At 45.9% G+C, this 14482-nt stretch carries 15 protein-coding genes; 1 reads left to right on the top strand and 14 read right to left on the bottom strand.

What is annotated here, in order from left to right:
* Positions 1 to 7 precede the first annotated feature (7 nt).
* The 8 genes from truB to ICN28_RS02125 all read right to left on the bottom strand — a co-directional run bounded on the left by truB (position 8) and on the right by ICN28_RS02125 (position 9834).
* A complete protein-coding gene (gene truB / locus ICN28_RS02090; RefSeq protein ID WP_216285860.1) occupies positions 8 to 958 on the bottom strand; it encodes a tRNA pseudouridine(55) synthase TruB in 951 nt (316 codons plus the stop codon).
* Positions 959 to 1315 (bottom strand): 30S ribosome-binding factor RbfA, encoded by a 357-nt coding sequence (rbfA, locus tag ICN28_RS02095; RefSeq protein ID WP_216285862.1) that lies wholly within the window; start codon positions 1313 to 1315, stop codon positions 959 to 961. It abuts the gene before it with no gap.
* Between the two features lie 58 nt (positions 1316 to 1373).
* Positions 1374 to 4163, bottom strand: a complete 2790-nt coding sequence (gene infB, locus ICN28_RS02100) for a translation initiation factor IF-2 (RefSeq protein ID WP_216285864.1) — start codon at positions 4161 to 4163, stop codon at positions 1374 to 1376.
* 16 nt (positions 4164 to 4179) lie between these two features.
* A complete protein-coding gene (nusA, locus tag ICN28_RS02105; RefSeq protein WP_216285866.1) occupies positions 4180 to 5655 on the bottom strand; it encodes a transcription termination factor NusA in 1476 nt (491 codons plus the stop codon).
* Complete coding sequence (gene rimP / locus ICN28_RS02110) at positions 5652 to 6146, bottom strand: ribosome maturation factor RimP (RefSeq protein ID WP_216285868.1); 495 nt, start codon at positions 6144 to 6146, stop codon at positions 5652 to 5654. The genes nusA and rimP overlap by 4 nt, the downstream gene beginning before the upstream one ends.
* Before the next feature lie 176 nt (positions 6147 to 6322).
* Positions 6323 to 8254 (bottom strand): 23S rRNA pseudouridine(2605) synthase RluB, encoded by a 1932-nt coding sequence (gene rluB / locus ICN28_RS02115; protein WP_216285869.1) that lies wholly within the window; start codon positions 8252 to 8254, stop codon positions 6323 to 6325.
* Positions 8254 to 8967 carry an SMC-Scp complex subunit ScpB gene (gene scpB / locus ICN28_RS02120; RefSeq protein ID WP_216285871.1) on the bottom strand — a complete coding sequence of 238 codons (714 nt, stop codon included), beginning with the start codon at positions 8965 to 8967 and terminating at the stop codon, positions 8254 to 8256. Before scpB ends, rluB begins: the two co-directional genes overlap by 1 nt.
* A 78-nt stretch (positions 8968 to 9045) precedes the next feature.
* Complete coding sequence (locus ICN28_RS02125; protein ID WP_216285873.1) at positions 9046 to 9834, bottom strand: sulfite exporter TauE/SafE family protein; 789 nt, start codon at positions 9832 to 9834, stop codon at positions 9046 to 9048.
* A 95-nt stretch (positions 9835 to 9929) separates the two neighbouring features.
* Here ICN28_RS02125 and ICN28_RS02130 point away from each other — a divergent pair, with 95 nt between their 5' ends.
* Positions 9930 to 10688, top strand: a complete 759-nt coding sequence (locus tag ICN28_RS02130) for a helix-turn-helix domain-containing protein (protein ID WP_216285875.1) — start codon at positions 9930 to 9932, stop codon at positions 10686 to 10688.
* Positions 10689 to 10767: 79 nt separating this feature from the next.
* On the opposite strand, the gene ICN28_RS02135 is transcribed toward ICN28_RS02130, so the two are convergent.
* Genes ICN28_RS02135 through ccoO form a run of 6 tightly spaced genes read right to left on the bottom strand, consistent with a single transcriptional unit; the run spans position 10768 to position 14472 of the window.
* Positions 10768 to 11028: a hypothetical protein gene (locus ICN28_RS02135; protein ID WP_216285877.1), complete on the bottom strand. Its 261-nt coding sequence runs from the start codon at positions 11026 to 11028 to the stop codon at positions 10768 to 10770.
* Positions 11025 to 11210: a hypothetical protein gene (locus tag ICN28_RS02140; RefSeq protein ID WP_216285879.1), complete on the bottom strand. Its 186-nt coding sequence runs from the start codon at positions 11208 to 11210 to the stop codon at positions 11025 to 11027. Before ICN28_RS02140 ends, ICN28_RS02135 begins: the two co-directional genes overlap by 4 nt.
* A 28-nt stretch (positions 11211 to 11238) precedes the next feature.
* Positions 11239 to 12702, bottom strand: coding sequence for a cytochrome c oxidase accessory protein CcoG (ccoG, locus tag ICN28_RS02145; protein ID WP_216285881.1), 1464 nt, complete (start codon positions 12700 to 12702; stop codon positions 11239 to 11241).
* The gene (ccoP, locus tag ICN28_RS02150; RefSeq protein ID WP_216285883.1) at positions 12702 to 13637 is read right to left on the bottom strand and encodes a cytochrome-c oxidase, cbb3-type subunit III; all 936 of its coding nucleotides are present in this window, start codon (positions 13635 to 13637) and stop codon (positions 12702 to 12704) included. Before ccoP ends, ccoG begins: the two co-directional genes overlap by 1 nt.
* Positions 13634 to 13801 carry a cbb3-type cytochrome c oxidase subunit 3 gene (locus ICN28_RS02155; protein ID WP_216285885.1) on the bottom strand — a complete coding sequence of 56 codons (168 nt, stop codon included), beginning with the start codon at positions 13799 to 13801 and terminating at the stop codon, positions 13634 to 13636. Before ICN28_RS02155 ends, ccoP begins: the two co-directional genes overlap by 4 nt.
* Before the next feature lie 17 nt (positions 13802 to 13818).
* Positions 13819 to 14472 carry a cytochrome-c oxidase, cbb3-type subunit II gene (gene ccoO, locus ICN28_RS02160; RefSeq protein WP_216285887.1) on the bottom strand — a complete coding sequence of 218 codons (654 nt, stop codon included), beginning with the start codon at positions 14470 to 14472 and terminating at the stop codon, positions 13819 to 13821.
* Positions 14473 to 14482: the final 10 nt, after the last annotated feature.

The raw sequence follows: 14482 nt of genomic DNA on the forward strand, positions 1-14482 counted from the left end.
ACTTTTATCAATTATTTAAATTCATGACTTCTACTGCTTGAGCCATCAAACGACGTGGATGCAAAACACCCTTACGCCAATCTGCTGTACCCATAAAATTACAAGGCTCTATAGAGCCACGGTAAATCCTCATTAACTCTTCTTCACTTCCAGACTTACTCACCGGCACTCGCTGTCCTAAACGCAAGCGATCAGCTTCTTCATCTGATAATTTCAAAGAGTTAAGCTCCTGCACCAAGGCATCCACTGGCAATAAATAAGCTGCCTTAGCTACCTCGTTATTTGCTTCTTCTTTAACCACATCCAAGGTCACACCATGGCTCAAAGTTAAATGTCCTACCTGCTCACGACGCAAACCAATCAGGTGCGCGCCACAAGCAAAAAATTCGCCGATATCCTCTGCCAAGGTTCTGACATAGGTACCTTTACTGCATGCCACTTGCAATTGAGCAACCGGCCAATTAACCGATACCCACTTAAGTGAGTAAATGGTGATTGTTCGAGCTTGACGCTCTAGCACTTCACCTGCTCGGGCATACTCGTACAGAGGCTTACCGTCACGCTTTAGAGCCGAATACATCGGTGGAATTTGTTCAATCACTCCCGTGAACTTCTCTAACGCTTCTGCCAATTTCTTCTCTAACTGAACTGAATCAGTCACATCAAAATTAGCATCTCTTGTTTCTATTACTTCACCTTCAGCATCGCCAGTAGTAGTTTTCTCACCAAACTTAATCGTTGCCAAGTAAGTCTTATCAGCATCCAATAAATCTTGCGAATACTTGGTTGCTTCACCCAAACACACCGGCAATAAGCCCGTTGCCATGGGGTCCAACGTTCCGGTATGCCCTGCTTTTTCAGCATGAAATACTCTTTTCACAATCGTTACAGCCGTTTGTGAACTAATCCCTTCCGGTTTATCCAGAAGAATCACCCCATGAATACTCTGGGGTTTCATTTAAGACTTTTCGCTATCTTGAAGCGCTTGATCAATCAAACGAGACATCTCAACACCGCGAGCCACAGATTCATCATGATGAAAATGCAAAGTGGGAACCGTGTGAATATGCAACCGCTTGAACAATAAAGAATGCAAGTAACCAGCCTTCTCTCTTAAAGCAGCTAATGCGTATTCAGGCTCGGCGCCTAAAACCGTAAAAAACACTTTGGCGTGAGCCATATCGGTTGTGAGCTCAACAGCTTGCAATGTAATCAAACCAGCTTTAGGGTCACGCACTTCACGCGGAATAAGCTCAGCCAGATCCCTTTGGATCTGGTCAGCCACACGTTGATTGCGATGGTTTTTTACTGGCATGAGTTATTCGCTCTTTGCTTTTCGATGCTTATCTTGAATGATGTTTGCTGGAATGCTATTAAAGCGTTCTTGCAACTTCAGTCACTTCAAAGATTTCTAATTGATCGCCTTCGACAATGTCGTTGTAGTTCTTAAGTGATAAACCACACTCAAAACCACCCTTCACTTCTTTAACGTCATCTTTGTAGCGCTTCAATGAATCCAACTCACCTGTCCAGACCACGACGTTGTTACGCAATAGACGTGCACGTGAAGTACGCTTCACAACACCTTCAAGAACCATACAACCCGCAATTGAACCCACCTTAGAAACTTGGATCACTTGGCGAATCTCCACCAAACCAGTAATTTCTTCTTTCTTCTCTGGCGTCAACATGCCGCTCATGGCTGCTTTAACTTCATCCACAGCGTCATAAATGATGTTGTAGTAACGAATATCCACACCATTCGCTTCAGCTAACTTGCGAGCCAATGCATCTGCACGTGAGTTAAAGCCAATCACAACCGCTTTAGAAGCAACTGCTAAGTTAATGTCTGTTTCACTAATGCCACCCACTGCAGCGTGAACGATTTGAACCTTCACCTCAGGAGTTGATAACTTCATCAATGATTGAGCCAATGCCTCTTGAGAACCTTGAACGTCCGCCTTGATAATGATCGGCAAGTATCTTGCTTCAACACTACCTTCAGCCATGTTCTCAAACATGTTTTCAAGCTTCACGGCCTGCTGCTTCGCCAACTTCACATCACGGAACTTACCTTGACGGAACAAAGCTATTTCGCGAGCCTTACGCTCATCAGCTACAGCAATGACATCTTCACCTGCTGCAGGCACCTCTGACAAACCTTGAATCTCAACTGGAATCGATGGGCCAGCCTCATTACATGGCTTACCGTTTTCATCCAACATCGCACGAACGCGACCAAATGAAGAACCCGCCAAGATCATGTCGCCACGACGTAAAGTACCTGATTGAACCAAAATGGTTGCAACAGGACCCTTACCTTTATCCAAGCGCGCTTCAATCACAAGACCTTTAGCCGCAGCTTCCCTAGGAGCCTTCAACTCTAGAACTTCAGCTTGCAAGAGAACGTTCTCTAACAATTCATCAATACCTGTACCCGCTTTCGCTGAAACAGGAATGAATGGGGCATCGCCACCGTATTCTTCTGGAACAACACCTTCAGCAACCAATTCTTGCTTGACGCGCTCTGGGTTTGCTTCAGGTTTATCAATTTTGTTGATTGCAACAACTAGAGGAACACCTGCTGCTTTTGCGTGAGCAATCGCCTCTTTTGTTTGCGGCATCACACCGTCATCTGCAGCCACAACCAAAATCACGATATCTGTCGCTTGAGCACCACGAGCACGCATCGCCGTAAAGGCTTCGTGACCTGGGGTGTCCAAGAAAGTAATCATGCCGCGTGGCGTTTCTACGTGATATGCACCAATGTGCTGAGTAATACCACCTGCTTCGCCAGAGGCTACTTTGGCACGACGAATCGAATCCAACAAAGATGTTTTACCGTGGTCAACGTGACCCATCACAGTTACAACTGGAGGTCTAGCCAACATCTCTGCTTCGTGATCATCGGTTGATAGATCAGTATCTGGCTCATCCAATTTTGCTGCAAATGCTTTATGACCCATCTCCTCAACGATAATCATCGCTGTATCTTGGTCAAGCACTTGGTTAATCGTTACCATCTGACCCATGCCCATGAGCAACTTAATTACTTCGGCGGCTTTGACAGACATCTTGTGAGCCAACTCGGAAACAGTAATTGTTTCTGGAATATGAACATCACGAACAACAGGTTCAGTAGGTGCCACGAAGTTGGTTGGAACATCACTGGCTTGCTGTTGATTTCGCTTCTTGCCACCACCGGTACGCCAGTTACCTGAACCACCTGTTGTGTCGCCACGAGTTTTCAAACCACCTGGACGCTTCTTACCATCTTCATTCCATGTTGATGAAGACTCTGATGACTTAATTGTTTTGGTACCTGGCTTAACTGCACCTGGTTTATCTTTCTTCTTGTCGTCCGCACCCTCAGCTTTAACTGGTTTATGCAGAGTTCCTTTTTTCTCTTCTTCTGGTGGCTTGGCTGCCTTTAGAACACGCGCAGGCGCATTCATCATTTCACGAATAGCCAATGCTTCCGCTTCAGCTTTAGCGCGACGCACACGAATATTTTCTAATTCGTCATCACGAACTTTAGCTGCTGCTGCAATATCTGCTTTCTCTTTCTTAGCGATATCTGCTTTTTCTTGAACTTCTTCAGCTGAGGCTACCTCAGTTTTTTCAACTACTTTTTCAGCTTTTGCTTTAGCTGCAGCTTTTTCAGCCTCTTCGCGAGCCTTGCGCTCCATCTCGGCTTTCATATCAGCCTCTTGACGGGCCAATAACTCAGCTTGGCGTTTCGCCTCAGCTTCACGCTTTGCTAATTCTGCATCATCCAAAATATTGGCATTGGAAGTCGGTTCTGCAGGCGCTACTACTTCAGCGACCGGGACAGGAGCCTCTTCAACTTCTGGAGCTGATTCATCACGCTTAACAAGCACACGCTTTTTGCGAACCTCAACTTGAACGGTGCGAGTTTTGCCAGCTGAGTCAGCCTGACGAATCTCTGTTGTTTCACGTTTGGTCAGCGTAATCTTTTTACGTGCCCCTGCATCCGCACCATGAGCCACTTGTAGGTGCTCTAGCAACTTGGTTTTATCTTTTTCTGTCAACTTATCTTCTACTGAACTTTTATTAATACCAGCGGCCTGAAGCTGCTCCAGCAATTCTGCTGGAGTGCGCTTCAGTTCTTTTGCCAAATCTTCTACGGTCGTGGTCGCCATGCGAACCCCTTATGAATCAGTTAAACCAGTGAGCACGAGCTGTCATGATGAGAGCTTTTGCGTCTTCTTCGTTGACACCAGTCATTTCAACTAGTTCATCAACAGCCAATTCCGCTAGGTCATCACGGGTATGGACATTACCTTCTGCTAACTTTGCAACAAGGGCAGTTGTCATACCATCCAAGCTACGTAAATCTTGCGAAACACCTTCAACGAGCTCTTCTTTTGCTAACTCCATCGTTAACAAAGAGTCACGTGCTCGTGTACGCAATTCATTCACAGTATCTTCATCAAAAGCATCAATTTGCAACATCTCAGAAAGAGGTACATATGCCACTTCTTCCAAGCTATTGAAACCTTCTTCAATCAAAATGTCCGCAACCTCTTGGTCAACGTCCAATTTATCCATGAACACAGCACGAATCTTTTCAGATTCTTCTTCTGTCTTCTGAGCAGACTCTTCTGGTGTCATGATGTTGATGTGCCAGCCAGTGAGTTCACTTGCTAGACGAACGTTTTGACCGCTGCGACCAATCGCAATAGCCAAGTTCTCTTCATCCACAACCACGTCCATCGCATGCTTCTCTTCATCCACAACAATCGATTGAACTTGGGCCGGAGCCAAAGCACCAATCACAAATTGCGCTGGATCTTCAGACCACAAAACAATATCTACTGCTTCGCCAGCCACTTCATTACGAACAGCTGTTACACGTGTGCCACGAACACCAACACATGTACCGATTGGATCAATACGTTTGTCATGAGCCACTACAGCAATCTTGGCACGGATACCAGGGTCACGAGCGGCGCCCTTGATCTCTAGAAGCCCTTGCTCCATCTCAGGAACTTCATTTTCAAAAAGATTGATCAAGAATTCAGGGGCTGTTCTTGATAGTTCGATTTGCGGACCACGTGCTTCACGATCCACTTTCAAAATGAAACCACGTACACGGTCACCGCTACGTAAGTTCTCTTTTGGAATCATTTGATCACGACGTAAAAGAGCTTCAACACGGCCTGATTCAACAATCAAACCATTTTTATCAGCACGCTTAACAGTACCGGTCATGACGTTTTCGCCACGCTCAAGGTAGTCATTCAAAATTTGTTCGCGCTCAGCATCACGAATGCGCTGCAAGATCACTTGCTTGGCAGTTTGTGCGCCAATACGACCGAAAGCAACGGATTCCACTTGCTCTTCGATGTAATCGCCGATTTCGATATCAGCAATTTGTTCTTTCGCTTCAAATGAAAGAATCTCTTTATCCGGTTCTTGCAAACCTGCTTCGTCAGGTACCACTAACCAACGACGGAATGTTTCATATTCGCCAGATTCGCGATCAATTGAAACACGCATATCGACATCTTCTTCGTAGCGTTTTTTGCTTGCAGAGGCCAAGGCCATCTCAAGCGCTTCAAATACGATATCTCTATCAACGTTCTTTTCACGTGCTAAAGCGTCAGCTAGCATGAGGACTTCACGACTCATGATTTTCTTCCTTTGAAATCAACGACGGGAACCAACCGAGTTTTTTCAACCTCGGCTAGAGTAAATTCAAACATGGCTTCAGTACCATCTGGGTTCTTTATCAACAAACCCAACTGGGCATCAGCCGAATCAGCGTTGCCACTGATCAAACCTTGCAAAACACCTACGTAATTCTTTCTGCCAGCGTGTGCCACCCGTAATTTCACATTCGCTTCCAAACCCGCAAAACGGATATGGTCAGCAACTGTTTTAACAGGGCGATCCAAGCCTGGTGAAGAAACCTCTAATCGATCGTAGTTGACGTTATCTACAGGCAAGCTGTAATTCAGATGACGACTTACTTTTTCACAATCCGTAATATCAATGGGTCGCTCGAAATCAACATTCTCAATCGTTACGCGCAGCAGTCCATGACCTTCTCGCTCAATATCGACGAGTAGGTAACCCAAACTTTTCAGCGCATCAGCAATCAGAACTTGTTCGTTCGCCATAAGCTATTACGTTTCATTTCACCAAAAAAAAATGGGCATAGAGCCCATATTCCTAAACAAAGAGAACATGCCCGACTTACGTTGAACGCAACTTCAGCCGGAACTACTAAAGAATTGAATTATATAGGAAGTTCCTTTTAGTGCCAAGGGAAATCCCCTAGGAACCCCCTCATTGATCAGCTTTTTGTAAACTTTTTACCAAATTTACCGGCTGGTTTACCACCAGGACCCCTATTTTGGCTAGGAGCACCTCTAGACGGACCTTGACCTGGGCCTTTTTTGCCAAATCTCTGACCTGAACGAGGCTTATCAGAGGCTCCAGCAAAGCCACTGCCATGATGAACGCCAGCTTGGCTATCCTCATCCCGACGTTGACCAAAGTTCTGGCCTCCGGAACGACTTCCACCTGGCTTACCTGCGTAACCCCCTTGCCCACCAGGCCCACGACCACCCCTGCCACCTTGCCCAGCAGAACCCGCTTGGCCGCCATGGCGCCCAGAGCTCTTGCCTTTGTAATTGCTGCCCTTTTCAGAAGCATGCCCTTGGGTAAAGCCGCGGGTTGTTGTTGAGGCTTGGCGCAAGGCGTCCTTAGACCCCCAGTAAGAGACCGACGTCTGCATTGGATCAGGTTGACCACCGGCGTGGGCACGTTGACCGCCACCCTCGCGAGGATCTCGCTTGAATTTCTCGCCCATGCCTTGAGGAACTTTTAATCCAGCCATTTTCATCAATTGGACGATTTGGTCACTCGGAACTTCTTCCCAACGACCGCGACGCAGTCTTGGAGGTAAAACAAATAAACCGTAACGCGTTCTAATCAAACGAGAAACAATATGCCCCACGGCCTCAAACATACGACGCACTTCACGATTACGCCCCTCTGTTAGAGCCACGTGATACCAATGGTTGGCACCTTCACCACCGCCATTGACCAATCTTAAGAAACGGGCGACCCCATCATCTAACTGCACACCGGTTTTAAGTAATTTTTCTTGCTCAGCATCTAAGTCACCCAAGATACGGGCTGCGTACTCACGCTCCACACCGTAACGGGGATGCATCAAGCGATTAGCTAATTCACCAGAAGTAGTAAATAAGAGCAAACCTTCCGTATTAAAGTCCAAACGACCAACTGCTATCCAACGACCTTGCTTGGCTTTTGGCAAACGATCAAAAACAGTTGGACGACCTTCTGGGTCGGATTGACTCACAATTTCACCCGCCGGCTTGTGATACAGAATTACTCTTGGCGGCTTAGTTTGAATCTTGCGGTGAACCATTTTGCCGTTGATACGAACTTGATCGGTAGGACCAACTCGCTGACCAATATGGGCTGGCATGCCGTTCACTGACACACGACCCTGAACAATCAGGTCTTCCATGTCGCGACGAGATCCCATGCCTGCATCGGCTAAAACTTTGTGAAGCTTGACGGTGTCATCATCTAAATCATCTTCGACATCATCTAGGTCTGACCACACTTCATCACGCAAACTTAGCGGCAATTCATCCACGCTCGAGAATTGCAACCCAGGCATCATGTCGTCGTCAGGACTTTGCTCTTTATCGGAACCATCCGACGTGTGATCTTCCGCCTCAATCTCGGCTAAAGCTTGCGCCACCATGTCATGAGTCACTTCCGACTCTACTTCAGGGGCATCTAAAGAAGCATCAAATTCGCCAGAAACTACAGAGGCAAAGAGCGCATTACTTTCCTCAGCCAATAATGGATCAACTTTAGGTGGTTTTTGTTCTTGAGAATCTCTGGGTGGACGCTCGCCACGACCGGCTCGATCACCACCACGCTGAGGCTTACCTCTTTGAGCGCGTGGGCCATTGCGACCTTGACCCTGCCTAGGAGGTCTTGCGTTAGATGAATCCCCCTCTGATGCGCCTTCAGCAGCTTCTGCATGGACGCTAGGAGCTTCGCTTGAAATGGCAGAAGAAGCATCGCTTCCTTCTGATTGTTCCGTTTGTTCCGGCTTAGCTCGAGGCTTACGCGTCTTGTTATAAGGGCTTCGGCTGACTCGCTTACGGGGTGTTCCACCCTCATCAGCAGGGCCTTCTACTTGCGCCGGTTGTTCAGATTCAAATTCAGGTGTTGTCATTAGGCTTTATCGTTATTCGGGTTATCAACTGATGATGCATCGTCAGCTTCTTCTGAAGTTGCTGGCACTGTGTCTTCAGTTACGTCTGATGTATCAACCACATCAGTTACTTCTTGTTCATCGGATGCAATAGCATCTTTCAGTTCTGGATGTTCACCTTCAAACTCAATGACTTTTTGAGCCAAAGATTCTGCTTGAGCATCTGCATCATCGAGCATTGGCAACTCTTGCAGAGTCGTCAAACTTAAATCATTTAAAAACTGTCGAGTGGTGGCATACAAACCTGGGCGACCCACGGTTTCTTTATGGCCCACAACCTCGATCCAGCCACGGTCCTCTAGCTGCTTCACAATATTAGAGCTCACAGTCACACCACGAATCTCTTCAATCTCGCCACGCGTCACAGGTTGACGGTAAGCAATGATGGCTAAAGTTTCCATCACAGCACGTGAATACTTGGGTGGCTTCTCTGGAGTTAAGCGGTCTAGATACTCACGCATAGTCAAGCGACTCTGGAAACGCCAGCCTGTTGCTAGCTCTAAAAGCTCCATTCCTTTTTCAGACCAATCCGCCTGAACTTCTGTGAGCGCTGTTTTGATGTCTTCCACAGGAATTTCTTCCATGAATAAACGACGTAAGTCGTTAATGGTCATCGGTTCTTCTGCACATAAGAGTGCAGTTTCAAGCACCAGCTTGAGCTGTTCTGGATTCATAGATTTAAAAAGGGAAACGTATTTATATTAGGGTTAAGGACGACCGGCATATAGACACCGGACATTCAATCATTCTTATTAACCGACTAGTAGCGTATTGTAATTCAAAGTGGAGGTAATACAAAAACCTCCTTTTAAAAGAGCCTCTGGGAGCGTCATCGCTCGGTACAGACCAATCAAGCCGGTCGATACCATCAACGAGGCTGCCACATATCTTGCCCAATTTTGGTGCCCCCAACCCGCTAGCCGAGCCGACAAGCCGGAAATAAGCAACAAATTAGGCAAAGTCCCCAATCCAAAGGCCAGCATCAGCAATAGACCAGAAAGCGCATCGCCTGACAAGAAAGCCAAGGGCAAAACCCCGTAAATCAGGCCACAAGGAACCAAACCCCACGCTAAACCACTGAGAAATCGAGAGAAATAACCACTTGAGCCATTTTTTTGCAAAGCCAATCCAGAGACGCGCTGCCATAAAAAGGCTGTTTTTGAAGTCAGCCAGTTATCGAAAGCACTTGTTTTAGCTTTATTTTTTCTTAAAATCCGATAGCCTTGGTATAAAAAAATCACTGATGCCAAAGCAAAAAGGATCCTTTGGATGGGTAACCAATCTTGCTGCCAAACTGGCACGCCCAACAACCCCGCTAAAGCACCCAAAATCATGTAGGTCGTGATTCTGCCAAAGTGCATCATGAGTTGCTGGTAAACCAAACCCCATCGAGACGACCTCACCAATGTGTAGACATTGCTTTTCTGAATCGTTGTTACTTTTTCAGAGGCTGCCGCAATCCCACCGCACATCAGAGCACAATGCCAACCACTGACGAGTGCCCCTAAAAAAACAGTTAGTAATAAAGTGCTAGTGATCATATTGATTTAACTCAAATTTTTGGTAATCTGCTCAAGTAAGCCGTAGAATAGAGCACATACATATTTCAATATTGATTTAAAACAAACATATCAACATGAATCGTATCAACACACCAGAGTCGGCCAATAAATGCTCCACATGCGTTTTGGGTCAATTTTGCCTGCCTGTTGGACTTTCATCAGATGATATCAACAAGATTGACACCTTGGTCACCGAGCGTGTCCGCCTTAAAAAAGGTGAATCTCTTTACCGCCAAGGCGAACCCTTAAGCGCTGTTTACGGTATCAAATTTGGCACACTTAAAACTGAATACGCCCTAGCGGATGGTCGAGAGCAAATTACAGGCTTCCACTTACCAGGAGAGATGCTTGGTCTTGATGGGATTGGTGAGAATCACTACCAATCCAATGCGATTGCCCTCGAAGATAGCGAAGCTTGTGTTGTGCGATTTAGTGATTTTGAAACTCTTGCAAGACAGATACCATCCCTGCAACATCAATTTCATAGAATCTTGAGTCGCGAACTGACTCAAGATCAGCGCCATCTTTTATCTCTAGGCAGTTTGCGTGCAGAAGAACGCCTTGCTAGCTTCCTACTCAATCTATCCGACCGCTTAGCCGTACGCGGCTACTCCCCAACGGAATACCACTTGCGCATGAGTCGTGAGGAGATTGGAAGTTACTTGGGTATTCAGCTCGAGACTGTCAGCCGCTTATTCTCTCGCTTCTCTGAATCCGGGATGATCCAAATTAAGCAAAGACATATTAAGTTAATTGATATGAATGGCTTACTTGAGCTAGCCGGCAAATCAAGCGCCATCCATTGCGCAGAGCACAAATCAGTCAGCGCATAACCCAATAATCTTATTTCTACTGACCCAATAAAAAAGGCTTAATGAGATTCATTAAGCCTTTTTAGTTTGATTGGATTGTCTAGAAAGAACCGCGATCTATTTTCTCTTCTAGATCAGATAAAGATCCGGGAAGGATAAAAATACTCAAAGCACTCGAAAGTGCGCATAGTAGCCAAAGAATAAAAAATCCAATGGTATAGATTGCATGATGAGAGGCCTCGATTGGATGGCCAAAGAAACTCAAATCCTCAGGTGATACAACCGTAAACAAAATACCTTCAGCTACACCGGCCACCAAGAATGACGGCCATAAGATCCACATCAAAATGCGCACGGTCATTTAGCCACCTGCTCTACTTTGAGTCCTTGTTGACTAACGCCTTCCCTGATGGATTGATCCACGTCTTGCGTGAAAGCGAAATAGATCGTGATCGCAGCACCAATTGCACCAATCGCTGGGCCACTGATGATCAACCAAGGCCATAACTGCTTCCACCAGGGTTTAGTAACTTCATTTGACATGAGCTGACTCCTCTTTCATTTCCAGCAATTAGCGCGGAACAATAAAGCTAGATTTTTCATCACGACCTCTTGGCTTTTCTGACGCCATAGGACCCTCTTCTTGACCTGCCATTTCGAAATGAATCGGATGGTTACCCGTACCCACTTCATCTCGATTCACTCTTACTTTAACAGGCAGTAAAAGATTACTTGATGGATTAATCACCAACTCACCGACTTCTTGACCTTGAGAATTCAAAACAAGCATTTTAGGTAATCCTGTTGCTTGGATTTTGATTCGCATGGGGTTTTCAGATGAATTCATGATCTGCAGACGATAAATGTTCTCAATCATCGTGCCATCGACCTCTCGAGCCAATGCACCACGGTCACGCATCACGTCCAAGCGCAATGGATTGCGCAAGAACAAGGAGACCACGAATGCTGTCATCAAGACCGATAAGATGCCGATATAAATCAAAACACGAGGTCTCAAAATGTAGTGTCGGGCTTTCTTGTTGTCCATGTGCTCGAGCATGGCTCGTTCAGATGTGTAACGAATCAAGCCTTTGTCGTAACCCACTTTATCCATCACCTGGTCACAAGCATCAATACAAGCACCACAACCAATGCACATGTATTGCAAGCCATCACGGATATCAATCCCGGTAGGACACACTTGAACACAAATACTGCAATCAACACAATCGCCCAAACCTAAGGCTTTGTGATCTGCTGCCTTTGCACGACTGCCGCGATTTTCACCACGGGTTTTATCGTAAGTCACCACAAAGGTGTCCTTATCGACCATTACACTTTGGAAACGTGCATAAGGACACATGTACTTACAAACTTGTTCACGCATAAATCCTGCGTTACCCCAAGTTGCAAAGCTATAAAAGAATAACCAAAAAGCCTGCCATGGACCCAAGGTCAAGGCTAAAGTTTCAGCACCAAGTAATTTGATTGGCGTGAAATAACCAACAAAAGTAAAGCCAGTCCATAGAGCAATGATGATCCAAAGTGCGTGTTTGGTTAACTTGATACGCCACTTACGGAAACCCCAAGGCCACTCTTCACCATCTAAGCGAATACGCGCAAAACGATCGCCTTCGATCTTGCGCTCGATCCACATAAATACTTCTGTATATACGGTTTGCGGACAAGCGTAACCGCAAAATAGACGACCAGCGACTGCTGTGAATAGGAATAATCCTAAAGCAGACAAAATTAATAATAGCGTCAAATAAATAATGTCTTGCGGCCAAAGAACCAAACCGAAAATATAGAACTTACGGGATACCAAATCAAACAATACAGCTTGACGATCATTCCACTGGACCCAAGGCAAGCCATAAAATAAGATTTGAGTAAACAACACAAGGTAGAGGCGCCACTTGGCAAAAACCCCACTCACTGAGCGGGGATAGATTTTGCGTCTTACTTCGTAGAGAGATAGCTCAACAGTTTCCTGTGAGCCGTCTGCATCTATATCGATGATATCTTTTGACATTAGTTGCTAGCTTTATTAATTGCTTTATCTTTAACGTTCGATAAGCTCCAAACATAAGCAGCTAATAAATGGATCTTCTCAGGCGTCAAAATTGATTCATGAGCAGGCATTTTTCCATTGCGGCCTTTGTTTAAAGTTTCAACAATAGCTGCCTCTGAACCACCGTATAACCAAACTCTGTCAGTTAAGTTAGGTGCACCCATCGCAATATTGCCTTTGCCGTCGCCACCGTGACAAGCCGCACAATTGGTTTTGAAAACTTCTGCGCCGCGTGCTGACTTCAATTGATCAGCTGCCAAACCTGACAAGCTACGAACATAGTTAGCCACGTCTGGAATTTGAGTACCTTCAAGATGCTTGAAAGCCGGCATCACGCCAGCACGTCCAGCGATCAAGGTTGTTTTGATATTGTCAGGTTCACCGCCGTATAGCCAATCTTGATCGGCTAAGTTTGGATAACCTTTTGAACCACCTGCATCTGAACCGTGGCACTGAGCGCAATAGTTCAAGAATAAACGCTGCCCCATCTCGCGAGCCTGAGGATCGGCTGCCACTTGCTTAACATCCAATTCCATGTACTTAGCGTAAATAGGCTTGAGTTGTTGGTTGGCTTGCGTGACAGATGCTTCATGCGCACCAGTGGTTGTGTAACCCAATGTGCCTTGATAGCTACCCATACCTGGGTAAAGCACCAAATAACCAATTGCAAAAAAACAAGAGAGCATAAACATCCACATCCACCAACGTGGCAATGGATTATTCAGTTCGCGTAAGTCTTCATCCCATACATGACCAGTGTCAGCAACGCTGCCATCAGCCTCGTAAGTTACGTTTGTTTTTCGTTGCGAAAATAAAAGATATAAACACCAAATGATGCCCACACCACTCACTACCGCAATGTAGATACCCCACCCGCTGCTAAAAAAGTCACTCATGATTTGTCCTTCGTAAATTCATCAGGTAGATCAAATGGCAAATTGGCTGACTCTTCATTGGCTGCTTTACGCTTAGAAGACCACGCCCACCAAACAATCCCTACAAAAAATACCAAACCTAAGACGGTTGATATGGCTGAGAGATACGGTGCTAAATTTTCCATAAGATCTTTGCTATTCGTTATTTGCTAACTGTCTTAGCCGGTTCAACTGCACGACGATTGGTGCCCAATCCTTGCAAATAGGCAATTAAAGCGTCTTCTTCAGTTTTACCTTCTAACTCTTTAGGACCATTTGCAATTTGCTCTTCTGTGTACGGTACACCTAAGCGACCTAAAGCTCTCATATGAGCTGAGATATCGCCTACGTTAGTAGCCGCGGCAAATTGCAGCCATGGGTAGCCTGGCATATTGGACTCAGGCACCACATCACGTGGATTACGTAAATGGGTACGATGCCAATCATCAGAATAACGCTCACCGACACGCGCCAAGTCAGGACCTGTACGCTTTGAGCCCCATAAGAATGGGTGATCAAAAACAGATTCACCAGCAGTTGAGTAAGGTCCATAACGCTCTGTCTCAGAACGCAATGTACGGATGTGCTGAGAGTGACAGCCTACGCAACCTTCACGTTGGTAGACATCACGACCTGCTAAACGCAACGCTGAATACGGCGTTACACCTTCAGCTGGCTTTGTCGTTGAGTGCTGGAAGAACAATGGCACGATCTGTACCAAACCAGCAATTGCCACAACAAAAACAGTTAAAACAATCAACCAACCCACATTCGTTTCAAGCGTTGCGTGGGAGAAGAATTTATTTTTTTCAGACATGTTTTTCTCC

The organism is Polynucleobacter sp. 30F-ANTBAC (genome assembly GCF_018882385.1).
Taxonomy (GTDB): Bacteria; Pseudomonadota; Gammaproteobacteria; order Burkholderiales; family Burkholderiaceae; genus Polynucleobacter.

Coding starts and splice junctions, on each gene's coding strand:
- ICN28_RS02135 (WP_216285877.1), bottom strand. CDS start 11,028: ATGACCGTGCGCATTTTGATGTGGATCTTATGGCCGTCATTCTTGGTG.
- truB (WP_216285860.1), bottom strand. CDS start 958: ATGAAACCCCAGAGTATTCATGGGGTGATTCTTCTGGATAAACCGGAA.
- infB (WP_216285864.1), bottom strand. CDS start 4,163: ATGGCGACCACGACCGTAGAAGATTTGGCAAAAGAACTGAAGCGCACT.
- ccoO (WP_216285887.1), bottom strand. CDS start 14,472: ATGTCTGAAAAAAATAAATTCTTCTCCCACGCAACGCTTGAAACGAAT.
- rimP (WP_216285868.1), bottom strand. CDS start 6,146: ATGGCGAACGAACAAGTTCTGATTGCTGATGCGCTGAAAAGTTTGGGT.
- ccoP (WP_216285883.1), bottom strand. CDS start 13,637: ATGAGTGACTTTTTTAGCAGCGGGTGGGGTATCTACATTGCGGTAGTG.
- rbfA (WP_216285862.1), bottom strand. CDS start 1,315: ATGCCAGTAAAAAACCATCGCAATCAACGTGTGGCTGACCAGATCCAA.
- nusA (WP_216285866.1), bottom strand. CDS start 5,655: ATGAGTCGTGAAGTCCTCATGCTAGCTGACGCTTTAGCACGTGAAAAG.
- ICN28_RS02140 (WP_216285879.1), bottom strand. CDS start 11,210: ATGTCAAATGAAGTTACTAAACCCTGGTGGAAGCAGTTATGGCCTTGG.
- ICN28_RS02130 (WP_216285875.1), top strand. CDS start 9,930: ATGAATCGTATCAACACACCAGAGTCGGCCAATAAATGCTCCACATGC.
- scpB (WP_216285871.1), bottom strand. CDS start 8,967: ATGAATCCAGAACAGCTCAAGCTGGTGCTTGAAACTGCACTCTTATGT.
- ccoG (WP_216285881.1), bottom strand. CDS start 12,702: ATGTCAAAAGATATCATCGATATAGATGCAGACGGCTCACAGGAAACT.
- rluB (WP_216285869.1), bottom strand. CDS start 8,254: ATGACAACACCTGAATTTGAATCTGAACAACCGGCGCAAGTAGAAGGC.
- ICN28_RS02125 (WP_216285873.1), bottom strand. CDS start 9,834: ATGATCACTAGCACTTTATTACTAACTGTTTTTTTAGGGGCACTCGTC.
- ICN28_RS02155 (WP_216285885.1), bottom strand. CDS start 13,801: ATGGAAAATTTAGCACCGTATCTCTCAGCCATATCAACCGTCTTAGGT.